The 23,082-nt window shown below is 65.1% G+C and carries 21 protein-coding genes; 12 read left to right on the top strand and 9 right to left on the bottom strand.

From position 1 onward, the window contains the following. The first annotated feature begins 211 nt into the window (after positions 1 to 211). From FYJ92_RS09460 to FYJ92_RS09450, 3 genes are read left to right on the top strand one after another with little or no spacing between them, the layout of a single operon-like run. Positions 212 to 841, top strand: coding sequence for a biotin transporter BioY (locus FYJ92_RS09460; protein ID WP_185260514.1), 630 nt, complete (start codon positions 212 to 214; stop codon positions 839 to 841). A gap of 7 nt (positions 842 to 848) precedes the next feature. Beyond that, a complete protein-coding gene (locus FYJ92_RS09455; protein WP_185260513.1) occupies positions 849 to 1,565 on the top strand; it encodes an energy-coupling factor ABC transporter ATP-binding protein in 717 nt (238 codons plus the stop codon). After that, positions 1,562 to 2,185: an energy-coupling factor transporter transmembrane protein EcfT gene (locus tag FYJ92_RS09450; RefSeq protein ID WP_185260512.1), complete on the top strand. Its 624-nt coding sequence runs from the start codon at positions 1,562 to 1,564 to the stop codon at positions 2,183 to 2,185. The genes FYJ92_RS09455 and FYJ92_RS09450 overlap by 4 nt, the downstream gene beginning before the upstream one ends. Positions 2,186 to 2,212: 27 nt before the next feature. Here the strand turns inward: FYJ92_RS09450 and FYJ92_RS09445 are convergent, their stop codons facing one another. Both FYJ92_RS09445 and FYJ92_RS09440 read right to left on the bottom strand, forming a co-directional pair. Next, complete coding sequence (locus tag FYJ92_RS09445; RefSeq protein ID WP_255482003.1) at positions 2,213 to 3,442, bottom strand: thiolase family protein; 1,230 nt, start codon at positions 3,440 to 3,442, stop codon at positions 2,213 to 2,215. Further along, complete coding sequence (locus tag FYJ92_RS09440; protein ID WP_185260511.1) at positions 3,432 to 4,838, bottom strand: class I adenylate-forming enzyme family protein; 1,407 nt, start codon at positions 4,836 to 4,838, stop codon at positions 3,432 to 3,434. Before FYJ92_RS09440 ends, FYJ92_RS09445 begins: the two co-directional genes overlap by 11 nt. A gap of 61 nt (positions 4,839 to 4,899) precedes the next feature. Between FYJ92_RS09440 and FYJ92_RS09435 the strand changes: the two genes are divergently transcribed. Next, positions 4,900 to 5,781: a neutral zinc metallopeptidase gene (locus FYJ92_RS09435; protein WP_185260510.1), complete on the top strand. Its 882-nt coding sequence runs from the start codon at positions 4,900 to 4,902 to the stop codon at positions 5,779 to 5,781. A gap of 143 nt (positions 5,782 to 5,924) precedes the next feature. Here FYJ92_RS09435 and FYJ92_RS09430 read toward each other — a convergent pair whose 3' ends face one another. The 6 genes from FYJ92_RS09430 to FYJ92_RS09405 all read right to left on the bottom strand — a co-directional run bounded on the left by FYJ92_RS09430 (position 5,925) and on the right by FYJ92_RS09405 (position 11,126). Continuing rightward, positions 5,925 to 6,257 (bottom strand): metal-sulfur cluster assembly factor, encoded by a 333-nt coding sequence (locus FYJ92_RS09430; RefSeq protein ID WP_185260509.1) that lies wholly within the window; start codon positions 6,255 to 6,257, stop codon positions 5,925 to 5,927. 12 nt (positions 6,258 to 6,269) lie between these two features. Continuing rightward, positions 6,270 to 7,055, bottom strand: a complete 786-nt coding sequence (gene sufC / locus FYJ92_RS09425; RefSeq protein WP_185260508.1) for a Fe-S cluster assembly ATPase SufC — start codon at positions 7,053 to 7,055, stop codon at positions 6,270 to 6,272. 100 nt (positions 7,056 to 7,155) lie between these two features. Then, positions 7,156 to 7,515, bottom strand: a complete 360-nt coding sequence (locus tag FYJ92_RS09420; RefSeq protein WP_185260507.1) for a non-heme iron oxygenase ferredoxin subunit — start codon at positions 7,513 to 7,515, stop codon at positions 7,156 to 7,158. Positions 7,516 to 7,531: 16 nt separating this feature from the next. Next, positions 7,532 to 8,818, bottom strand: coding sequence for a Fe-S cluster assembly protein SufD (gene sufD, locus FYJ92_RS09415; protein ID WP_185260506.1), 1,287 nt, complete (start codon positions 8,816 to 8,818; stop codon positions 7,532 to 7,534). 2 nt (positions 8,819 to 8,820) lie between these two features. Continuing rightward, positions 8,821 to 10,284, bottom strand: coding sequence for a Fe-S cluster assembly protein SufB (gene sufB, locus FYJ92_RS09410; protein ID WP_185260505.1), 1,464 nt, complete (start codon positions 10,282 to 10,284; stop codon positions 8,821 to 8,823). Continuing rightward, a complete protein-coding gene (locus FYJ92_RS09405) occupies positions 10,284 to 11,126 on the bottom strand; it encodes a metalloregulator ArsR/SmtB family transcription factor (protein ID WP_255482002.1) in 843 nt (280 codons plus the stop codon). The genes sufB and FYJ92_RS09405 overlap by 1 nt, the downstream gene beginning before the upstream one ends. A 104-nt stretch (positions 11,127 to 11,230) precedes the next feature. On the opposite strand from FYJ92_RS09405, the gene FYJ92_RS09400 reads away from it, so the two are divergent. From FYJ92_RS09400 to FYJ92_RS09390, 3 genes are read left to right on the top strand one after another with little or no spacing between them, the layout of a single operon-like run. Further along, positions 11,231 to 12,199, top strand: a complete 969-nt coding sequence (locus FYJ92_RS09400) for an ABC transporter ATP-binding protein (protein WP_185260503.1) — start codon at positions 11,231 to 11,233, stop codon at positions 12,197 to 12,199. Further along, entirely contained in the window at positions 12,196 to 12,966 is a 771-nt protein-coding gene (locus FYJ92_RS09395) for an ABC transporter permease (protein ID WP_185260502.1), read from the top strand. The genes FYJ92_RS09400 and FYJ92_RS09395 overlap by 4 nt, the downstream gene beginning before the upstream one ends. A gap of 7 nt (positions 12,967 to 12,973) precedes the next feature. Next, the gene (locus FYJ92_RS09390) at positions 12,974 to 13,918 is read left to right on the top strand and encodes a heme A synthase (protein WP_185260501.1); all 945 of its coding nucleotides are present in this window, start codon (positions 12,974 to 12,976) and stop codon (positions 13,916 to 13,918) included. A 263-nt stretch (positions 13,919 to 14,181) separates the two neighbouring features. On the opposite strand, the gene FYJ92_RS09385 is transcribed toward FYJ92_RS09390, so the two are convergent. Next, positions 14,182 to 15,141, bottom strand: coding sequence for a heme o synthase (locus FYJ92_RS09385; protein WP_185260500.1), 960 nt, complete (start codon positions 15,139 to 15,141; stop codon positions 14,182 to 14,184). A gap of 511 nt (positions 15,142 to 15,652) precedes the next feature. Between FYJ92_RS09385 and tkt the strand changes: the two genes are divergently transcribed. Genes tkt through FYJ92_RS09360 form a run of 5 tightly spaced genes read left to right on the top strand, consistent with a single transcriptional unit; the run spans position 15,653 to position 23,076 of the window. Beyond that, positions 15,653 to 17,770: a transketolase gene (tkt, locus tag FYJ92_RS09380; protein ID WP_185260499.1), complete on the top strand. Its 2,118-nt coding sequence runs from the start codon at positions 15,653 to 15,655 to the stop codon at positions 17,768 to 17,770. A gap of 24 nt (positions 17,771 to 17,794) precedes the next feature. Next, positions 17,795 to 18,910 carry a transaldolase gene (gene tal / locus FYJ92_RS09375; RefSeq protein ID WP_185260498.1) on the top strand — a complete coding sequence of 372 codons (1,116 nt, stop codon included), beginning with the start codon at positions 17,795 to 17,797 and terminating at the stop codon, positions 18,908 to 18,910. Positions 18,911 to 18,916: 6 nt separating this feature from the next. After that, positions 18,917 to 20,551, top strand: a complete 1,635-nt coding sequence (locus FYJ92_RS09370) for a glucose-6-phosphate isomerase (protein ID WP_185260497.1) — start codon at positions 18,917 to 18,919, stop codon at positions 20,549 to 20,551. A gap of 15 nt (positions 20,552 to 20,566) precedes the next feature. Then, positions 20,567 to 22,138: a glucose-6-phosphate dehydrogenase gene (gene zwf, locus FYJ92_RS09365; protein ID WP_185260496.1), complete on the top strand. Its 1,572-nt coding sequence runs from the start codon at positions 20,567 to 20,569 to the stop codon at positions 22,136 to 22,138. Beyond that, positions 22,135 to 23,076, top strand: coding sequence for a glucose-6-phosphate dehydrogenase assembly protein OpcA (locus tag FYJ92_RS09360; RefSeq protein ID WP_185260495.1), 942 nt, complete (start codon positions 22,135 to 22,137; stop codon positions 23,074 to 23,076). The genes zwf and FYJ92_RS09360 overlap by 4 nt, the downstream gene beginning before the upstream one ends. Positions 23,077 to 23,082: the final 6 nt, after the last annotated feature.

Raw genomic sequence — 23,082 nt, 5'->3', positions numbered from 1 at the left:
GGCCGACAGAACGGCCTTTCCAAGTCTACCGGCCTCAGCTTGGCCCCATAACCGCTGCACCGCGGTCGTGCGTTGGCTCAACGGTTGTGCCCGGCCGTCAACCCCGGGCATCCCGTTTAGTAGATCCCCTACAAAATGGCGCCCGACGGCGGCCGGTAACGTCAGGATGACCCCCATGCTTCGCTTGTACAACCACGACAGGAACAACCCCATGAGCCAGACAGACACCGCCGCCACCGGCACCGCTTCCCGCCTCCGGAACCGGTGGAATGCCACCGACCTGGGCCTGATCGCCGTCTTCGCAGCGCTCGTTGCCGGCTCCGCTATGGTGCCTGGCATCGCGGCGAACGTCTTCGGCATCCCCATCACTTTCCAGACCCTTGCGGTGATGCTCACCGGACTGATGCTGGGCCCAGGCCGAGGTTTCGCCGCCGTCGGCCTGTACACACTCCTGGGCCTGGCCGGCCTCCCGATCTTCAGCCAGGGCCGCAGCGGACTGGCCATTCTGGCCGGCCCCTCGGCCGGTTACATCATTGCTTTCCCCATCGCTGCAGCCGTTGTCGGATGGCTGGCCACCGTGGTGATCCGGCGGACAACACGCGCCCGGGCGCTGTGGTTCTTCGCGTCGGCGATGGTCACCAGCATCGCGATCGTGCACATGCTCGGAGTCGCCGGGATCGCCCTGAACACCAAAGCTTCACTGGGTGACGCCTTCCTCGCAGACTTGGTCTTCTACCCCGGCGACGTGATTAAGAACATCCTCGCAGCGGTGATCGCAGTGTCACTGCACCGGGCATTTCCCGACGTCCTGGTCCGCCGGGTGAAGCGGATCAACAACTAGTCCCGCCATGGCAACCATTTCTTTCCGGCAGGCCTCAGTTGCCGTTGCTGTAGACAACCGCCCGGAACCGAAGTCCCTGCTCCAGGACGTCACGCTTGAACTGACGGAACAGCGCATCGGTGTGATCGGGGCCAACGGGTCCGGCAAGTCCACACTGCTGCGGATGATTAACGGCCTGGTGCAGCCAAGTTCCGGCAGCGTGTCCGTGGACGGCGCCGATACTGTCCGGGCCGTTCGGGCCGTACGCCGGCAGGTGGGGTTCGTCTTTACGGATCCCTTATCGCAGCTGGTCATGCCCACGGGGCGCGAGGACGTAGAACTTTCGCTGCGCCGCCCGGTACGCCACGGTGCGGAGCGGCGCAGGCTGGCCGAAGCGGCCCTTGAGCGCCTCGGCCTGCTGCCCCTCGCGGACCAGAGCATCTATGAATTATCTGGCGGTGAACGTCAGCTGATGGCCCTCGCCGCTGTATTGGCCGTGAGTCCCACTGTCCTGGTGCTGGATGAACCATCCACCCTCCTGGACCTCCGGAACCGCGAACTCCTGCGCCGCACACTTTCCGGCCTCGACCAGCAGATTGTGATGTCCACACACGACCTCGACCTCGCCCTGGAGATGGACCGCGTGCTGGTGGTTGAGGCGGGACGCGTGATGTTCGACGGCGGCCCTGCCGCGGCCGTAGACGCATACCGGGCCCTGGTCACCAACGGCCTGGCCGCGCCATGAGGGGGCACGGCTTTCTGCTGGCCAACTACGTCCCGGGGAATTCGATCATCCACCGGACCCCGCTGGCAGTGAAGTTCCTGCTGGTGGTGGGCTGCGGCCTGGTGTCCTTCCTGGTGGTTGACTGGCTGGTCTCCGCCGCGGTGCTGGCCGCCCTCGGCGGGCTGTTTCTCCTGGCGGGTGCCGGAGCCCGCCGACTGGTCGGTGCTGTCCGTCCCGTTGGCCTTGTGCTGGTGGTCATCGGCCTGTTCCAGTGGTGGCAGCTGGGTGGACCCACGGCCGCGCGGATTGTCCTTAACATCCTGGTCTGCGTGGTGGCGGCGACCCTGCTGACAGCCACTACGCCTATGCAGCGGATCCTGGACGGCGTTGTATCGCTGGCCACACCGTTCCGCCGCTTCGGCGCCGACCCCGAGCGTTTTGCGCTGACTATCGCCATCATGCTCCGCAGCATCCCGTATATCGCCGGCGCCTTCGCAGACGTCAGGGATTCGGCCCGGGCCCGCGGGCTTGAGCGTAACCCGCGCGCCCTCGTGCTGCCCGTTTTCATAACCACCGTGGCCTTCGCCCGCCAGACTGGCGAAGCACTGGCTGCACGCGGGCTGGGCGACGCGGAAGACTGAGGGGCCGTTGGATGTGCTTTGTTCGGCTCAGGGGTCCTGTCGCCCGCCGGCCAGCAACTCGTAGCGCAGCAGCGCCGCCGTTCCCATGCCGCCGGCAATACTGATCAGAGCCAGGGCCAGGGAGCCATGGTTCCCGATGCGCCGGGCCTGGGCGAGAAGCCGGGCCACCAGTACCGCCCCGGACGCACCATAGGCGTGGCCCAATGCCAGCGCCCCGCCGTCAAGGTTGGCCCGCTCCGGATCGATGCCCAACTGGTCCAGGCACGCCAGGGTCTGGGACGCGAAGGCTTCGTTGAACTCCACCAGGTCAACACCGTCCGCGGACAGTCCCCTCGCCTTCAGGAGCCGCTCCGCGGCAACCGCTGCGCCGATCCCCAGCACGTCGGGGTCCACTCCGGCAGTGTCCGAGCCCAGCACCAGGAGCCCGTCAACGGCACCGAGTTCCCGGGCCCGCTGCAATGAAGTAACCACGACGGCGGACGCGGCGTCCGCGTTGAAGCATGAGTTCCCGGCGGTGACAGTCCCTCCTGGCACAAAAGCGGGCGGAAAGCGCTTCAGCACGGCGGCAGTCAGGCCGGCCCGGGGGCCGTCGTCGGCACAGATGGGTCCGGCCTGCGTTTCCAGCGTGGTGATTTCGGCGGCGAAATATCCTGCTCCAGCGGCCGCCAGCGCCCGCTGATGGCTGCGCAGCGCCGAGGCATCCTGCCGCTCCCGGCTGACCGCGAACCGGGCAGCAACGTTCTCGGCAGCGACCCCCATATCCGGGTCGCCGAAGCTGTGCGGCACAAACTGGGCGCGGGCGTAAAAGTCAGGCTCCCCGCCATCATTCCGGTGGGCCCGCAGCGGAGCCGTGCTGATACTCTCCACTCCCCCGGCGAGATACACCGGATTGCCGCCGGCGGCAACCAGCCGGGCGGCCAGGACAATCGCATCCAGGCCTGACCCGCACTGGCGGTCAACGGTCAGCCCCGGCACGCTCACCGGCAGCCCCGCCTGAAGAAGGGCCAGCCGGGCCACGTTGCCGCCGCCGCCCACGGCGTTGCCGATCACCACATCCGTGACCGCTTCGGCCGGCACCTGGGTATCGGCCAGGAGGTTGACCAGGACCGGCGCCAGAAGCTGGTGGGCACGCAATTCCTTCAGCGCACCGTTGGCGCGCCGGATCGCTGTACGCCGCGCCGCGATGATCACGGGCTGCCGGTCCGCGGGCACAAAGTCACCAGCCGGCAAGCCATGGGGCTGCAGGTCAGCGGTCAAGATGCCGCGCCCTCGGGTCGTGGGAACCGATCCATTCCAGCAGGATATTTCGACTGATCTTGCCTCGGTCCGTGGTGGGAAGTTCGGACAGTGCGAAGTACTGGTGGGGCCGTTTGTCCCGCGGCAGGATGTTTTCGAGTCCTGCCTTGAGCTGCATGGCCGTGATTCCTCCGTGGGACGGAATGACGCCTGCAACCACCCGTTGGCCGCGGAGGTCATCGGGTATTCCGGCGGCCACCGCAGCAGCCACGCCCGGCACGGCCGCCAGGGCAAGTTCCACTTCGTGCGGATACACGTTCTTTCCCGATGTCAGGATCATGTCGGCGCGCCGGCCCAGGATGTGCAGCTCGCCGCCAGCGAGGTAGCCCTGGTCCCCCACCGTGAACCAGCCGTCGAAGGAGCGCAGCGCCCGGCCGTCGTCACCCCACAGGTAGCCGTTGCTGACCATGCCGCTTCGCACACAGATATTGCCAGCCGCGCCGTCCTGAAGTTCGGAACCGTCATCGTCCAGGATCCTGACGTCCACGCCCGGGAACGGGAACCCTATACCTGTTCCCCCGGCGTCCAGTTGTTTACCGGCCGCCAGTCCCACACCGGAGACAAAGCTCAGTTCCGAGGCGCCGTAGTACTCATAGATGGTGGCGTTCGGCGCCCAGCGCCTTGCCGCTTCAAGGGTGCGAGCGTCCAGCTTTGAGCCAGCACAGATGATGGTCCGGATGCCGGCGGCATCAACGCAGCCGGTCAGGCCGCGCTCACTCAGCAGCCGCAGCATGGTGGGCACGAGAATCAGCCGGGTCACGCCGTCGTGCGTGATGGCGGAGTGGACATCACCGACGTCGAAACTCTCCATCGTCTGGAATTCCGAGCCTGCGTAGAGGCACTCGGCGAGGGCGTAGAGGTTAAGGCTGGCGGCCAGGGGTCCGGGCGCGAGCGTGACGTCGTCCTGGGTAAGGCCGAAGAACTCGATGGATGCGTCGAAGGACTGCCGCCAGGACTGCCGCGACCGGGTGAACGCCTTGGGCACGGAGGTGGTGCCGGAGGTGAGTCCGATCAGGAAGGTCGAGTCCGGCGGCCCGTCGGCCAGGGCGTCGTCCAATGCCACGTCGCCGGGTCGGGCTGAGCCGTCCAGCCGCAGGCGGATTTCCTGCTGCAGCTGTGCTGGCCATGTCGGGTCCAGGACGGCGCATTGGCGCTCGCCGGCAACGGCTGCGGTGAACTTCACTGCGAAGTCCACGGAGTTGGCCTCCGCCAGGACTGTGACGGCTGCTGTCCCTGGAAGAGCGGCTGCGGCGGCGTCCCGCAGCTCAGCCCAGCGCAGGCGCTGGCCGGCCACCACAACGGCGGTGTCATGGGGGCGTTCTTCGGCCCAGCGCTGGATTTTATCGAGAAAAGGCATCGAACCAACTTTACCGGGCCGACTCGGCTTCGGGGCTGCCGGTAAAGGCTATTGTGACTTCATGAGCTTCAATGACAACGTGCAGCTGGACCCCTCCCAGGTCCAGGACCGGCGCGGCATGGGCCGCGGTGCCAAAGTCGGCGGCGGGATCGGGGTCGGGATCATCCTGCTCATTGCAGTCCTCCTTGGCGTCAATCCAGCCATGTTGGAAGGCCTGACCGGCGGCACTGGCACGGCTGACCAAAATCAAGGGACGGCACCGGCCTGCGCCACGGGGGCCGACGCTGACGCCCGTCTGGACTGCCGAATCACCGGCACGGTCAACAGCCTGAACGCGTTCTGGCCGGCCTATCTCCGGGACTACAACGTCCAGTATCCGCAGCCTGAGACGGTGATCTTCGATGCAGGTGTCAGCACCGGTTGCGGGACCGCTTCCAGCGCGGTGGGTCCGTTCTACTGCCCGGCCGACACAACTGCGTACTTCGATCCCGGGTTCTTCAAGGAGTTGGTGAGCCGCTTCGGATCCTCGGGAGGTCCTTTGGCGCAGGAGTATGTGGTGGCTCACGAATTCGGCCACCATATCCAGAACGTACTGGGGTACCTCGACCGTGCCCAGCAGGATCCGCAGGGGCCGGCGTCCGGTGCTGTCAGAACGGAGCTCCAGGCCGACTGCTATGCCGGGCTCTGGGTGAAGCACGCCGCTACGCAGCCTGGACCCGACGGGCTGCCGTTTCTCGAACCGGTCACCCAGCAGGATTTGAACGACGCCCTGTCCGCTGCTTCGGCAGTGGGCGATGACCGGATTCAGGAAGCCGCCACCGGTCGGGTCTCGCCCGAGGCTTGGACGCACGGCTCCAGCGAACAGCGGCAGAAATGGTTCTACACCGGGTACACCACCGGCGACATCAACCAGTGCGACACGTTCTCGGCGGCCAGTCTGTAAAGGGGGCCGGTGGGTGGGGGACGACGACGGCCGGTCACCTTCGAAGGGAAGGTGACCGGCCGTCGTCGTACTTTTCAGGGGCCCTCCGCCGCCGAGGGTTCCCTGTCCGAGCGAAGCGAGACAAGGGAGGCGGTGGGGACGGATCAGATGTTGAAGCCGAGGGCCCGCATCTGGTCCTTGCCGTCATCGGTGATCCGCTCCGGACCCCACGGCGGCATCCACACCCAGTTCAGGCGCCAATCGTCCACCACGCCGTCCAGGGACTTGCCTACCTGCTCCTCGATGACATCGGTGAGCGGGCAAGCTGCCGTGGTGAGCGTCATGTCGATCAGCAGCGCGCCGTCCTCGTCGGAGTACTTCAGGCCGTACAGCAGCCCGAGGTCCACGATGTTCACACCGAGTTCAGGGTCGATGACGTCCTTGAGTGCCTCTTCGACATCCTCGAGGCCCGTGCGGGCCACATTGATTTCGGTCATGGCAAGTCCTATCTAGGCCTGAGCAGCAGCGATGGTGGCTGCGCCGGCGCCCGTGGCGTAACGGTCGTAGCCTTCGTCTTCCAGACGGTCTGCCAGCTCCGGGCCGCCCTCTTCGACAACCTGGCCGTCCACGAATACGTGGACAAAGTCAGGCTTGATGTAACGCAGGATGCGGGTGTAGTGCGTGATGAGCAGCGTGCCCATGTTGCCCGCCTCGTGCGCACGGTTGACGCCTTCGGACACCACCTTCAGGGCGTCAACGTCCAGGCCCGAGTCGGTCTCGTCCAGGATGGCGAACTTCGGCTTGAAGAGTTCCAGCTGGAGGATCTCCACGCGCTTCTTCTCGCCGCCGGAGAAGCCCTCGTTGACGTTGCGCTCGGCGAAGTCAGCGTCGATGCGCAGTTGCGCCATGGCCGCCTTGACGTCCTTGGTCCAGGTGCGCAGCTTGGGTGCTTCTCCGTCGATGGCGGTCTTAGCGGTGCGCAGGAAGTTGGTCATGCTCACACCGGGGACCTCCACGGGGTACTGCATGGCCAGGAAGATGCCGGCGCGGGCACGCTGGTCAACGCTCATGGCGAGGACGTCTTCGCCGTCGAGCGTGATGGTTCCGTTGGTGACCTTGTAGCGCGGGTGCCCGGCGATGGTGGAGGCCAGGGTGGACTTGCCTGAACCGTTGGGGCCCATGATGGCGTGGGTCTGACCGGTCTTGATGGTCAGGCTGACGCCCTTCAGGATCTCCTTGGTGCCCTGCTCCGTGTCAATGCTGACGTGCAGGTCCTTGATCTCAAGAGTAGACATAGGTCTTGTTCTCCTCTGCACCGCGCCCTCCGGCGGTGGTGCGGTCTGTATCTGGAAGTTTGGTTCTGTTGCTTGGTATTGCCGCGGGCGGCTGATGCTGCTAGCTGAAGTTCGGGGCTTCCGCTCCGTTGAGCACGTTCGTAAAGTCCACGTAGACCTCGTCGCCGACGACCTCGACGGCGAACACCGGGACGGGATCGTAGGCGGGCAGTTGGAGCGGCTCACCGCTGCGCAGGTCGAACTGGGAGCCGTGGCCCCAGCATTCGATCATGCACCCTTCCACTTCGCCCTCGGACAGTGAGATGTCCGCGTGCGAGCAGGTGTCCCCGATGGCGTGGATGTCTCCCATGGAGTCCTTCACGATGGCTACGGGGTAGTCATCGATCAGGATCCGAAGAGCCTGCTTGAGCTGGATTTCATCCGTCTTGCAGACAAATTCGCCCTTTGGCTGGTCAGTCATCTGTTTTCCGCGCCGTCTAGTTGTTCGTCACGGCGAGTTCGCGCTCAACAGCCTCGGTAAGCCGCTCTTCGAGGGCCGGTACCTTGATCTGCTGGATGATCTCGTGCAGGAAGCCACGGACCACCAGGCGGCGGGCAACATCCTCGGGGATGCCGCGGGCCATGAGGTAGAACAGGTGCTCGTCGTCCAGCCGGCCGGTGGCGCTGGCGTGGCCGGCTCCCTTGATCAGGCCGGTTTCGATCTCAAGGTTCGGCACGGAGTCGGCGCGGGCGCCGTCGGTGAGCAGCAGGTTGCGGTTGGCCTCGTAGCTGTCCGTGCCTTCGGCTTCCTTGCGGATCAGGACGTCACCTACCCACACAGCGTGGGCGTTGCGGCCCTGCAACGCGCCCTTGTAGAGCACATTGGAGGTGCAGTTCGCCACCGCGTGGTCAACAAAGAGCCGCTGCTCCAGGTGCTGGCCGGCGTCGGCAAAGTACAGGCCGAACATTTCCGCTTCGCCGCCGGGGGCGGTGAAACGGGCCGAGGGCGTGACGCGGACCAGGTCCCCGCCAAGGCTGACCACGACGTGCTTGAACTTGGCGTCGCGGCCGATCTTTGCCTGCTGGGAGGAGGCGTGAACGGCGTCGTCGTTCCATTCCTGGAGCGAGACAACAGTGAGGTTGGCGCCGTCTTCAACAACGATTTCGATGTTTTCGGACACAACGGCCGAACCCTGGTGGTTCAGGACCACAATGGCCTTGGAGAACTTCCCCGCTACTATCACCAGGTGCTGGGCGGCTGCCGCCGTCGACGTACCCTCGATCGCGACAGTGACCTCGGTGTCGGCTTCAAACTCGGCCGGGATGGTCAGGACGGTGGCTTCGCTGAAGTTTTCCCAGGCGTTCGCGGACACGCGGTCCTCCGGGATGCCGGCGGAACCGATGCGCTTGTCGCCACGTGCCACGGTCTCAACCGTGATCTGCTCCGGGCCGCTGACCGTTACGGTCGGGGCCGCTCCCGCCAGGACCTCACTGTGCAGGCCGCGCAGGCGCTTGAGCGGGGTGAAGCGCCAGTCTTCCTCAAGCCCGGTGAGCGGCTTGAAGTCCGCCAGGTTGTACGAGGTCAGCCGGCCAGCGCGTGAGCTGTCCGGAATGCCGACGCCGCCGCCGTGCGAGTGGCGCTTGACGGCTTCCCCGGCCAGCGGGGCCTTGGAGGCGTTCGAGTTGATCGGAGACAGGCTTTCGCCTTCTTCCGTGAAACCGTTAATAAACGGCTGGGCCGAGGGCGCGCCGATGCGCGCCTTTTCAGTAGTGATTTCAGTCATCGTTATCCGACGGACCCTTCCATCTGCAGTTCAATCAGGCGGTTCAGCTCAAGTGCGTACTCCATCGGGAGTTCGCGGGCGATGGGCTCGATGAAGCCACGGACGATCATCGCCATGGCCTCGTCTTCGCGCATGCCGCGGGACATCAGGTAGAAGAGCTGCTCTTCGCTGACCCGGGAAACAGTTGCTTCATGGCCCATCACCACGTCATCCTCGCGGATGTCGATGTACGGGTAGGTGTCCGAACGGCTGATGGTATCCACCAGCAGCGCGTCGCAACGGACGGTGTTCGCCGAGTGCTTGGCACCTTCACGGACCTGGACCAGGCCACGGTAGGCAGCACGCCCGCCGCCGCGGGCCACGGACTTGGAAATGATGGAGCTCTTGGTGTTCGGCGCAATGTGCACCATCTTCGAGCCGGTGTCCTGGTGCTGTCCGGCGCCGGCGAAGGCGATGGACAGGGTCTCGCCCTTGGCGTGCTCGCCTACGAGGTAAACGGCCGGGTATTTCATGGTGACCTTGGAGCCGATGTTGCCGTCAACCCATTCCATGGTGGCGCCCTCTTCGCAGATGGCACGCTTGGTCACCAGGTTGTACACGTTGGTGGACCAGTTCTGGATGGTGGTGTAACGGACGCGGGCGCCCTTCTTCACGATGATTTCCACCACGGCGGAGTGCAGCGAGTCCGAGGTGTAGATCGGCGCGGTGCAGCCTTCGATGTAGTGGACGTAGGAGTCCTCGTCGGCGATGATCAGGGTGCGCTCGAACTGGCCCATGTTTTCCGTGTTGATACGGAAGTATGCCTGCAGCGGAATGTCCACGTGGACGCCCTTGGGGACGTACACAAAGGAACCACCGGACCAGACGGCCGTGTTCAGTGACGCGAACTTGTTGTCGCCCACGGGAATGATGGTGCCGAAGTACTCCTGGAAAATCTCCGGGTGTTCGCGCAGCGCGGTGTCGGTGTCCAGGAAGATGACGCCCTGCTTTTCGAGGTCTTCACGCAGTTGGTGGTAGACAACCTCGGACTCGTACTGGGCGGCGACGCCGGAAACCAGGCGCTGCTTTTCGGCCTCGGGGATGCCGAGCTTGTCGTACGTGTTCTTAATGTCCTCGGGCAGGTCCTCCCAGCTGGTGGCCTGCTTCTCGGTGGAACGCACAAAGTACTTGATGTTGTCGAAGTCGATGCCCGAGAGGTCTGCACCCCAGGTGGGCATGGGCTTGCGGTCGAAGTACTTCAGGCCCTTGAGGCGAAGATCGAGCATCCATTTCGGCTCGCTCTTCTTGGCCGAGATGTCGCGGACGACGTCTTCATTGATACCGCGGCGGGCGTTGGCACCGACATCGTTCTTGTCAGACCAGCCGTACTCGTACGTGCCGATGCCGTGGAGCTCGGGATTCTTTTCCAGAATCTCCGAGATCACAGTGTCTTCGGCTACCGCTTTCTCTGATAGTTGGTCCGTCATCACGGCCTTTCTTGCTGATGGTTGGTTACTTCATCCAGGCTGGCGGGGGCTGCCTGCGGGACGTGTGGTCCCCCGGAAGCCAGCCGGCCTGTGGGTATGTGGGTAGTGCAGACGTGTCCGCCGCGCGCCAGCGTGGACAGGCGGCGCACGTCAACGCCGACGAGACGGGAGAACACTTCGGTCTCCACATCGCAGAAGACGGGGAACTGGGCGGCGAGCTGCTGGATGGGGCAATGCCCCTGGCACAGCTGGACGCTGGACAGTGCTGCCGGCAGCGGGGCCCTGGCTTCGATCGAGGCGGCCGACGCCACGAAACCATCCCGGCTCAGCGCCGTGGACAATGCTTGTGCCCTGGCGGTAATGTCCGGTCCGGCCAGTTCGATCTCGGGTGCGTAACGGCGTTCCATGTCGGCAAAACGTTCGACGGCGAACGCGCGGACTGCCTGTTCGCCCGCCACTGCTTGGAGCTGCTTGAGCGCGAGGGCGGCGATGTCGAGGTAATCGTTGCCAAGCGTGGACTGCCCCTGCGAGCTCAGGACATAGCGGCGGGCGGGTCGCCCCGCGCCTGCACCGGCCTTGGCTGCACGCTTGACCTCAATAACCCCGCTGCGGGCCAGATGATCAAGATGCCTCCGGACCGCGGCTGGCGTGAAACCGAGCATGTCACCAAGTTCCGCCGCGCTGATGGGGCCATGCTCAAGCACGGCACCAAGAACCCGGTCCCGGGTACGCTCGTCGGAGTCAGCTACCGGCACAGCGGCCACGTGGCCGCGATCAGCGGCGGTACGCGGCGCTCTGTGCCCGGCAAACGGCACAGCAGCAGCATTGGTCATGGAATACACAACACAATCATGTCGTAATTTACTCCCCCGTACTAGTAAGGTCAGGCTGACCTGCGGCTGGGGCCATGCGGCCCCGCCAGTACTACATCGCGTAGAATGCTGGGGTGCGATCCCCCGAATCCCCGGTTCTGTCCATCAGCGGGTTAATTAAGGATGTTGGTCCGCTGGCCAGTCTGGACGGAAAAATGCTCCGCGTAGTCAACGGCGTATCTTTTATGGCCGAACGCGGCCAGGTCACGGCCCTCCTGGGCGCCAATGGAGCTGGAAAAACCACCACCATCGAATGCGCCCAAGGCCTGCAGAAGCGCAGCGGCGGCAGCATCTCGCTGCTCGGCCAGGATCCGGGCCGAGCGGGCGCTGACCTGCGGTCCCGCGTAGGCGTGATGCTTCAGGACGGCGGCCTCCCGCCGTCGGCCCGTCCCATCCCGCTCCTGCGGCACATCGCCGGAATGTACGCGAGGCCCCGCTCCGTTGACGAACTGGTGGAACGGCTTGGTATTGACTCCTTCGCCAGGACCACCGTCCGCCGGCTCTCCGGTGGGCAGAAACAACGGCTGGCACTCGCCGCAGCCCTGATCGGAAATCCGGAAGTCCTATTCCTGGACGAGCCCAGCGCCGGCCTGGATCCCCAGTCCCGGCAGCTGGTGTTCGAGCTGATCTCGGAACTGCGGGCAACCGGGATGGGCATCATCCTCACAACGCACCTGATGGACGACGCCCAACGGTTGGCCGACTACGTGTACATCATTGACGCCGGCAGGAACGTCGCCGAAGGAACAGTTCCCCAGCTGCTGCAGCGGGATCCGGCTGTGGAGGCCGGCACGGACCATGTCCGCACCCTGGTGTTCGAGGCCCGCCCCGGGCTGGATTTCACCGGCGTGCTGCCCGAAGCCATCGCCGTCTCTGAAACGCGGGCCGGAAGCTACGTTGCCATGGGTGCACTGACACCCCACGATCTCGCGTCGCTGACCGCCTGGTGGGCTGCCCACAATGTTATGCCCGGTTCAATGAGCCTGGCGGCTCGAAGCCTGGAAGATGTCTTCCTCGACATCTCGGGAAAGGACCTCCGATGACGGCTCCCGCAGCCACCGCCGCCCAGGGAGCGCCGGCCACGCTGCTGCGCCGCGTCCTGCTGCAGGGCAGGTATGAATCCCTGACCATGCTCAGGAACGGCGAGCAGCTGATCCTCGCCGTGGTCCTGCCGCTGCTTGTGCTGGTGGGGCTCACTGTCACCCCATTCCTTGACGGCTTCGGAGCCAGCCGCATCAATGTGGCGGTCCCCGGCATCCTGGCTTTGTGCGCGATGTCCACGGCATTTACCGGGCAGGGCATCGCCACCGGCTTCGATCGGCGGTACGGAGTTCTCCGGTTCCTGTCCACCACACCCCTGGGCCGCGAAGGCCTCATCGCGGGTAAGGTGCTGGCGGTCCTGGCGGTTCTCTGCCTCCAAGTTGCAGTTGTGACGCTGGTGGCGCTCCCTCTGGGCTGGCAGCCGCCCGCCTCCGGCTGGCTCCCTGGCCTGTCGATGCTGGTCCTGGGCGCCGTGGCGTTCACCGCGTTGGGACTCCTGGTGGCCGGCACCGTGCGGCCCGAGGCCACCCTTGCCATCACCAACCTGCTGTGGATCCTGCTGGGCGCCCTCGGCGGGATCGTTATTCCCGCGGAACGGCTGCCCGCGCTGGCGCAGCAAGTGGTCCACTATCTGCCCTCCGGCGCACTCGGCGAGGCCATGCGCGAAGCTTTCCTGCACGGCTCGCTGAACAGCGGCGCCGCGCTTATCCTGCTGCTCTGGACAGTTCTTGCCGGGGCAGCAGCCATCCGTTGGTTCAAGTGGAATTGAGATATCCGTGAGCACGGCTTCACGCCTCCCCCCGATTGCCGGCCGCCTCATCGCGAGACTTCCCCGTACCGTGGACGCCAGCGTCCGCCGCCTCGCGGTGGCGTCCCTGGTTGGCCAGACGCTGCTGGTGGTGACCGGCGGCGCGGTGCGGCTGACCGCGTCCGGCCTCGGCTGCCCCACGTGGCCACGCTGCACGGACACCTCTTTGGTGAACACTGCCGAAATGGGGATTCACGGCTTCATTGAGTTCGGCAACCGGCTCCTGACGTTTGCGCTGGCAGCGGTTGCGGTGGCCATGCTTGTGTACTTGTGGAACCTTCGCAAGGAGCGCCGGGACCTCTTCCTGCTGGCGCTTGGCCTGCTGGCCAGCATTCCGGCACAGGCGGTGATCGGGGGCATCACCGTGCTGACCAACCTCAATCCGTGGGTGGTGGGCCTGCACTTCCTTGTGTCCATGGCCCTCGTGGTGATCGCCACACTGCTCGTCAACCGGGCGTTCGGAAGGACGGGCCGCCACGCGGCCATCCAGCTCCCAACATTGCCGGGCGTCCTGCGTCCGGTGGCGGCCGCCGTCGCGCTTTTCTCCGCTCTTGCCGTAATGCTCGGCGTTGTGGTGACCGGCTCCGGCCCCCACGCCGGTGACGCCGACGCGCCCCGCAACGGCCTTGACTGGGACCTGTTCTCCCACATCCATGCCGTTCCGGCGTACGTGATCACGGCCGGAACACTGTTCGCAGTGGTGCTGGTGATCGTCCGCCGGATCCAAGGACCGTTCCGCACGTCCGTCCTGCTGCTCCTGGCTGTAACCATGCTGCAGGCAGTCATCGGTTTCACCCAGTACTACAACGGCATCCCCGCGTTGCTGGTGGGCGCCCACATGCTTGGCGCGGCACTGCTGATGAGCGCGGCAACAAACACCGCCGACCTCGCCCGCTCAAGCCCGCTCTCGTAGCCGCCACTATTTACCCCAACGGAATGCCACGGTGACCGACGGAACCGTGGCATTCCGCGTTCAAGGACCCTCTCTCACTTAATGCGCGGAGTGGGCAGGCCCTCTCTCACTGCTTGCGGCATTTCGTATCTTCCCGGACCAACTGGAGACAAAGAAGCGACCCTCCTTCACGGTGGTGAGAGAGGGTCGCTTAGAAAGCGGCATTACCTGATAGAGGGTCGGTAAAAAATCCACATTAGGTGAGAGAGCGTCCGGTGGGGCTGTTAGCCGATAATCGCTGATCCGACGAACGGATCCACGGCCAGGGCGATGAACAGCAGTGTCAGGTAGCTGATGGAGCCGTGGAAGACCTTCATGGCCCGCTTGTCCGAGATGTCCTCGCGCTGCGCCCGGTTGTACAGGGAGTGCGACTCGTTCAGGAACCAGGCACCTGCCAGGACTGCGGTGGCCGTATAGACCCAGCCCGCGCCACCGGCGGGGACCAACAGCAGCGAGCAGGCCACCATGGCCCAGGCATAGAGGACTACCTGGACGGAAACCACCTTGGCGCCGGCGATGGCCCCAAGCATAGGCACGTTGGCGTTGCGGTAGTCCTCGCCGTAACGCATGGAAAGCGGCCAGTAGTGCGGCGGCGTCCAGAGGAAGATGACCATAAACAGGATGACGGCCGGCCACTCGACGGTGTTGGTCACGGCGGCCCAGGCAATCAGCACCGGGAAGCAGCCCGCGGCGCCACCCCACACAATGTTCTGTGCCGTGCGGCGCTTGAGGATGATGGTGTAGATGACCACGTAGAAGAAGATCGCGCCCAGCCCGAGCCACGCCGCCAGCGGGTTGGCCCCGAACCAGAGAATAACAATGGCGGCCGCGCCGAGCAGCCAGGAGAACACCAGCGCCTCGCGGGGCGTCACCTCGCCGGTGACGAGGGGACGGTTCTCGGTCCGGTGCATCAGCTTGTCGATGTCGCGGTCCAGGTAGCAGTTGAAGGCACCGGCGCTGCCGGCAGCAAAGGCGCCGCCTACCAGGGTGGCCAGGATCAGCCCGATCGGCGGGAAGCCGCGCTCGGCGTAGATCATGGTGGGCAGGGTGCTGACCAGCAGCAACTCAATGACACGCGGCTTGGTGAGGGCGAAATACGCCTTGGCCTTACGGGCGAACCCGGCTCCCCCTCTGGTGCGGGAAGCATTAAGCGGCGTATCAGTTGTGCTCACGGTGGCAGTCACCCGTTCTGGTTGGCAGTTCTGTCTGTCGGTGCAGCTGTGTCTTAAGGCCGTTCGCCGGCAGCCCGCCAATGGTCATCAGAAGAAGGGCCCGGCAACGCTCGGAGTCTGCCGCCGCCCTTCGAACGGCTCGGCTACCGGCGTCGGCCTCCAAATATCATACCGCGCGTATTTGCAACAGATGCCCCGTGATTAGGCCCTGATGATTGCGCGCAGGGTGATTCGAGCAGATTAACTCAACCTCACGAAATGACGATTCACATAAGGGGAAATTGCGTCCAAAAGGTGAGATTTGCGCTGACCGGAGAGTGGAATGGAGCTAAGCTGTCACCAGATCAGCACGCGGCAGAAAAGCGTTGGAAAACGCGTTCCCATAGCCCTGCTGAATGATAGATCAACGTTTCGATGGTGAACGGCTGGTACACACCGCAGCGGGCACCGTAGCGTGCCCCGGAACGGATCCCGTGTACCGCCCACCATCAGCACAGAGAGGGGCCCGGTTTTCGTGCCACATTTGGAAGAGCAAGAACTGTCATGGACCAGCTTGGACCAGCGCGCGGTGGACACCATCCGCGTTCTGGCTGCGGATGCCGTGGAGAAGGTCGGCAACGGCCACCCGGGCACGGCCATGAGCCTGGCGCCCGCCGCATACCTTCTCTTCCAGAAGCTCATGCGCCACGACCCCCGCAACCCGGACTGGCTGGGACGCGACCGTTTCATCCTCTCACCCGGCCACACGTCGCTCACCCTTTACATCCAGCTGTTCCTGTCCGGCTACGGCCTGGAACTGAAGGACCTTGAGGCGCTGCGCACCTGGGATTCCCTGACTCCGGGCCACCCGGAGTACAAGCACACTGCCGGTGTCGAAATCACCACCGGCCCGCTGGGCCAGGGCCTTGCGTCCTCGGTGGGCTTCGCCTACTCACAGCGCCGGATGCGCGGCCTGTTCGACGCTGACGCCGCCGAGGGCACGTCCCCGTTCGACCACACCATCTGGGTCATCGCCTCCGACGGCGACCTGCAGGAAGGCGTGACCTCCGAGGCTTCCTCGCTGGCCGGGCATCAGGAACTGGGCAACCTTGTAGTTGTCTACGACGAGAACCACATCTCCATCGAGGACGACACTGACATCTCCTTTACCGAGGATGTCCTTAAGCGCTACGAAGCCTACGGCTGGCACACCCAGCGCGTCGACTGGACCAAGACCGGCGAATACAAGGAGGACGTGCAGGAGCTGTACTCTGCACTGCTGGCTGCGAAGGCCGAGACGTCCAAGCCGTCCATTATTTCGCTGCGCACCATCATCGGCTACCCGGCACCCAAGAAGCAGAACACCGGCAAGATCCACGGTTCAGCCCTGGGCGCCGAGGAAGTCGCAGGCCTCAAGGAGGTGCTGGGCTTCGATCCCGCCAAGTCCTTCGACGTTGACCAGGAAGTCCTGGCGCATGCCCGCTCGGTAGTGGACCGCGGTGCCGCCGCCAAGAAGGAATGGGAAGAGTCCTTCAACGCCTGGCAGGCCGCCAACCCCGAAGGCGCAGCACTCCTGCAGCGCATCGAGGCCCGCGAGCTGCCCGACGGCCTGGACGCCGCTCTTCCGGTCTTCCCGGCCGGCAAGGACGTCTCCACCCGCGCGGCTTCCGGCAAGGTGCTGAACGCACTCGGACCGGTCATGCCGGAACTCTGGGGCGGTTCGGCTGACCTCGCCGAGTCCAACAACACCACCATCGAAGGCTCGCCCTCGTTTGTGCCCGCTTCCAAGCAGACCGATACCTGGTCCGGCAACCCCTACGGCCGGGTCCTGCACTTCGGTATCCGCGAGCACGCCGCGGCGTCGATCGTGAACGGTATCTCGCTGCACGGCCGGACCCGCGCGTTTTCCGGCACCTTCCTGATCTTCAGTGACTACCAGCGCCCGGCCATCCGGCTCGGCGCCCTGATGGGCGTTCCGTCACTGTATGTCTGGACGCACGACTCCATCGGCCTGGGCGAAGACGGCCCCACCCACCAGCCGGTGGAGCAGCTCGCCACACTGCGCGCCATTGTGGGCCTGGACGTAGTCCGCCCCGGCGACGCAAACGAGGTGGGCATGGCGTGGAGGACCATGCTGGAGAACCACGAGAACCCGGCCGGCATTGTCCTGACCCGCCAGAACATCCCCACCTACGCCCGTGGTGAAGGCGTGGCCGACGGCGACACGTTCGGTTCCGTTGACGGCGTCGCCAAGGGCGGCTACGTCCTGGCAGAAGCTTCCAAGGACGGCGCCACCGTGCCCGCTGACGTGCTGCTGATCGGCACCGGCTCCGAGGTCCAGCTGGCCGTCCAGGCCCGCGAGGCCCTCCAGGCCGAAGGGATCGCTGCCCGCGTCATCTCCATGCCCTGTGTTGAGTGGTTCAACAAGCAGGATGCGGCCTACCGCGAGTCCGTGCTCCCCGCTGCCGTCAAGGCCCGCGTTTCCGTCGAGGCCGGCCTGGCCCTGGGCTGGAGGGAATTCGTTGGCGATGCCGGCCGTTCCATCTCGCTCGAGCACTACGGCGCTTCAGCTGACTACAAACGCCTTTTCCAGGAGTTCGGCATCACCGCGGAGGCTGTCGCCGCCGCCGCCAAGGACTCCCTCGCTGGCCTGCAGGCCTGAACCCGATTCCAGGAGATACAAAAAATGACTACCCCTACACAGCAGCTCTCCGACGCCGGAGTATCCATCTGGCTCGACGACCTTTCCCGCAGCCGCCTTGAAACAGGCACGCTGCAGAAGCTGATTGAAGAGAAGAACGTCGTTGGTGTGACCACCAACCCGTCCATCTTCCACGCCGCCATCACCGCCGGCCACGACTACGACGCCACCATCGCGGCCCAGGCAGCAGCCGGCGCCAGCGTCGAAGAGACCATCTTCGAAATCACCACCACCGACGTCGCTGACGCCTGCGACCTCTTCGCACCGGTGGCAGCAGCTACCAAGGGTGTTGACGGCCGCGTTTCCATCGAAGTTGACCCGCGCCTGGCCTGGGACACGGCCGGCACCATTGCCGAAGCAAAGCACCTTTACAAGAAGGTCAACAAGAACAACGTCCACATCAAGATCCCGGCAACCCTTGAAGGCCTCGAAGCGATCACTGCGACGCTGGGCGAGGGCATCAGCGTCAACGTGACCCTGATCTTCTCCCTGGAGCGCTACCGGGCCGTCATCAATGCTTTTCAGTCCGGCCTGGAGCAGGCCAAGGACAACGGCCACGACCTGTCCACGATCCACTCCGTGGCCTCGTTCTTCGTCTCCCGCGTTGACTCCGAAATCGACAAGCGCCTTGACGCCATCGGCACCGACGAAGCCAAGGCCCTCAAGGGCAAGGCCGGCGTAGCCAACGCCCGCCTGGCCTACCAGGTCTACGAGCAGCTCTTCGCCACCGAGCGCTGGGCACTGCTGGCCGAAGCCGGCGCGCTCCCCCAGCGTCCGCTGTGGGCCTCCACCGGCGTCAAGGACCCGGCCTACCCCGACACCCTGTACGTCACCGAGCTGGCTGCCCCCGGCGTTGTGAACACGATGCCGGAGAAGACCCTGGACGCCACGTTCGACCACGGCGTGGTCACCGGGGACACAGTCTCCGGCACGTACACCGAGGCCAATGCCACACTGGACGCACTGGACGCACTGGGCATCTCCTACAACGAGGTCGTTGCGCTTCTCGAATCCGAAGGCCTCGACAAGTTCGTGGCCAGTTGGAAGGAACTCCTGGGCGACGTCGAAGGTGCCCTTGCCGCTGCACGGAAGGCATCCTAACCCACTATGAGCACTCTCAGCTACGACGCCACTGGTGCCGCGCAGCAGGCACTCGAGCAGCACCTGCCCGCCCTCGTCGCGGACCGCATTGCCACCCGGATCTTCGCCAAGGACCATACCCTGTGGGGTCCCGACGCCGAAGCCGAGTCCGCTGTCCGCCTTGGTTGGGTTGAGGCGGCCACCGTCTCACAGGCCCTCGTGCCCAGCATCCTCGAACTCCGTGGTGCCCTCAAGGCTGACGGTGTGACCCGCATCGTGCTTTGCGGCATGGGCGGATCTTCGCTGGCTCCCGAGGTCATCGCCGGCACCGCTGGCGTCGAGCTGACAGTGCTGGACAGCACCGACCCCGACCAGGTCCGGGCTGCCCTCGCGGACCGGCTGGCCGAAACCGCGATTGTGGTTTCGTCTAAGTCCGGTTCAACCCTGGAGACCGATTCCCAGCGCCGGATCTTCGAGCACGCCTTCACCGAAGCCGGCATCGATGCGAAGAGCCGGATCATCATCGTCACCGATCCCGGTTCCCCCCTGGATAAGGCCTCGCGTGAGGCTGGCTACCGTGCCGTCTTCAACGCCGATCCGAACGTGGGGGGCCGCTACTCCGCCCTCACCGCATTCGGGCTGGTCCCCTCGGGCCTGGCCGGTGTGGATATCCAGGCTTTCCTGGATGAGGCTGAGGAAGCCGCTGAGATCCTGAACGAGGACGCCGCCGAGAACATCGGGCTGGCCCTCGGAGCGGCCCTGGGCGGAACCAATCCGCTGCGCAACAAGATTGTCATCGCCGAGGACGGCTCCGGCATTGTGGGCTTCGCTGACTGGGCCGAACAGCTCATCGCCGAATCCACCGGCAAGCTCGGCACCGGCGTCCTGCCGGTGGTGGCCGGACCCACGTCGCCGGAGGTCACCTCCGGTGCCGCGGACGTGCTGGTGGTGCGGCTGGTAGCCGCGGATGCCGACGTCGAACTCGGTAACAACGAAGTAGCCATCGCGGGCGGCCTGGCCACCCAGATGATGGTGTGGGAGTTCGCCACTGCGGTGGCCGGACGCCTGCTCGGCATTAACCCGTATGACCAGCCGGACGTGGAGGCGGCCAAGGTTGCCGCCCGCGGCCTGCTGGACGCCCAGCCCGAACCGACTCCTGCCACCTTCGTGGACGGCGTCATTGAAGTCCGCGGCGGAGACTGGCTGGGCGACGCAGCGACTGCCCAGGACGCCGTCAACGCCCTGCTGGGAACCCTCGACGAGGACAGCTACCTCAGCGTCCAGGCCTACTTTAACCGGCTGGCTTTCGCGGAGCTGGAAGACATCCGCGACCCGCTTGCCGGCGTCAGCGGACGTCCCGTCACATTCGGCTGGGGCCCACGGTTCCTGCACTCCACCGGGCAGTTCCACAAGGGCGGACCCGCCATCGGAGTCTTTCTCCAGGTCACGGCCGCTCCCACCGAGGACCTGGCCATCCCGGACCGTCCGTTCACGTTCGGAGAACTGATTTCCGCCCAGGCCGCGGGCGATGCCCAGGTCCTGGCCGGCCATGGCCGCCCCGTCCTGCGACTGCACCTGACCGACCGCGCCGCCGGAGTTGCACAGCTGCAGGAGATCATCGCAGCAGTTGCCACCCGATCAGCTTCCGTCACCGAAAACTAAGGCTCAACAGCAAACATGCCAGAAACTGAAAACGGCAGGAATTCCGCGACGCGTTCCGGACGAACTGGCCGTAACCCGTTGCGGGATCCGCGTGATCGTCGCCTGAATCGGATTGCCGGTCCGTCCTCGTTGGTGCTCTTCGGGGTGACGGGTGATCTTGCGCGTAAGAAGCTCATGCCGGCTGTGTATGACCTGGCGAACCGGGGGTTGTTGCCGCCGAGTTTCGCGTTGGTGGGGTTCGGCCGGCGTCCGTGGTCGGATGCGGAGTTCGCTGCGGAGGTGAAGGCGTCGGTGCAGGCGTATTCGCGGACGCCTTTTGATGAGGCGGTGTGGAACCAGCTTGCTGAGGGTATCCGTTTTGTCCGGGGTGAGTTCGACGACGATGATTCGTTTGAGCGGTTGGGGGAGACTGTCGCGGCCCTTGATGAGGTCCGCGGGACGCGGGGTAATCACGCGTTTTACCTTTCGATTCCGCCGAAGGCGTTTGAGCAGGTCTGCCGGCAGCTTTCCAAGCATGGGCTCGCGCAGGCTGAGGGGGATAAGTGGCGGCGGGTGGTGATCGAGAAGCCGTTCGGGCATGATCTGGACTCGGCCCGGGCGCTCAATGAGATTGTGGAGTCGGTGTTCCCGCCGGATGCGGTGTTCCGGATCGATCATTACCTGGGTAAGGAAACGGTTCAGAATATTCTGGCGTTGCGGTTCGCGAACCAGTTGTTTGAGCCGTTGTGGAACGCGAATTATGTGGACCATGTCCAGATCACGATGGCTGAGGATATCGGCACGGGCGGCCGGGCCGGGTATTACGACGGTGTGGGTGCGGCCCGGGACGTGATTCAGAACCATCTGCTGCAGTTGTTGGCGTTGACGGCGATGGAGGAGCCGATTTCCTTTAACGCCGATGATTTGCGGGCGGAGAAGGAAAAGGTCCTTGCCGCGGTGAAACTCCCGGAGGATTTGTCGACGCATTCGGCGCGCGGGCAGTTCGCCGGCGGCTGGCAGGGCGGGGAACAGGTCCAGGGTTATCTGGAGGAGGAGGGTATCCCGGCGGATTCGAAGACGGAGACGTTCGCGGCGATCCGGGTGGATATCCATACCCGCCGCTGGGCCGGTGTGCCGTTCTATTTGCGTGCTGGTAAGCGTTTGGGGAGGCGGGTGACCGAGATCGCGGTGGTGTTCAAACGCGCCCCGAACCTGCTCTTCCGTGACCATGGTGAGGATGACTTCGGCCAGAACGCCGTGGTGATCCGGGTCCAGCCCGATGAGGGTGCGACGATCCGGTTCGGGTCCAAGGTCCCGGGCACGCAGATGGAAGTCCGGGACGTGACCATGGACTTCGGCTACGGGCATTCCTTTACCGAGTCCAGCCCCGAAGCCTACGAACGGCTGATCCTCGATGTGCTCCTGGGCGAGCCGCCGTTGTTCCCGCGGCACGCGGAGGTGGAGCTGTCCTGGAAGATCCTGGATCCTTTTGAAGATTACTGGGCCGGGCTCACTGAACAGCCCGAACCCTACGCCCCGGGGTCCTGGGGCCCTGCCTCGGCGGACGAGCTCCTTGCCCGCGACGGACGAACCTGGAGAAGGCCATGATTGTAGATTTGCCGGACACCACCACCTCGAAGATTTCCAAGAAGATCACCTCCCTGCGCGAGCAGGGCGGTGTGATCGCCCTGGGCCGGGTCCTGACCCTGGTGGTCGTGACCCGGTCCGGGCTCGAGGAAGAAGCGATCGAGGCCGCGAACGAGGCCAGCCGTGAACACCCCTGCCGGATCATCGTCCTCGCTGACGCCGGCTCTGAGGCTCCCAACCGGCTCGACGCGCAGATCCGGGTCGGTGGTGACGCCGGCGCCTCGGAGGTTATCGTGCTCCGCGGCTACGGCGAACTCGCGCATGAAAGTGAATCCCTCGTCGCGGCCCTGCTGCTGCCGGACGCCCCGATCGTGGCCTGGTGGCCGCACGGGGCACCGGCGAACGCCTGCGAAACCTCCGTGGGCCGGATCGCGCACCGCCGGATCACGGACTCCGCGAACGAAACAGACCCTCAACTGGCGCTGGAAAACATCCGGGCCACCTATAAGGCCGGGGACACCGATCTCGCCTGGACCCGGCTGACGAACTGGCGGATCCAGCTCGCGGCGGTCCTGGACCAGGTGGACTCCTCACCCGTCACCGCCGTCGCCGTCGAAGGCGCTTCCGACTCCCCGTCCACGATCCTGCTCGCGGCCTGGCTCACCCTGGCCCTGGACGCGCCCGTGACGATCGTGGCGGACCCCGCCGGGACCGGCATCCGCCGCGTCCGCCTCACCCGCCCCACCGGCGACGTGCAGCTCTTCCGCCCCGGACTCTCCGTCGCGGAACTCACCCAGCCCGGCCAGCCCGCGCAACGCATCTCCCTGCCACGCCGCAGCCTCAAAGACTGCCTCGCCGAAGAACTCCGCCGCCTCGACCCCGACGAAGTATTCGGCGAAGTGATTACTATTGGACTGCCACGTACCAATCTAAGGAGCGTCCGACCCAGTGAGCGTTGAGCCAAG

It is taken from the genome of Pseudarthrobacter sp. NBSH8 (assembly GCF_014217545.1).
Classification (GTDB): domain Bacteria; phylum Actinomycetota; class Actinomycetes; order Actinomycetales; family Micrococcaceae; genus Arthrobacter.
This window is presented reverse-complemented; position numbering and strand designations above follow the sequence as displayed.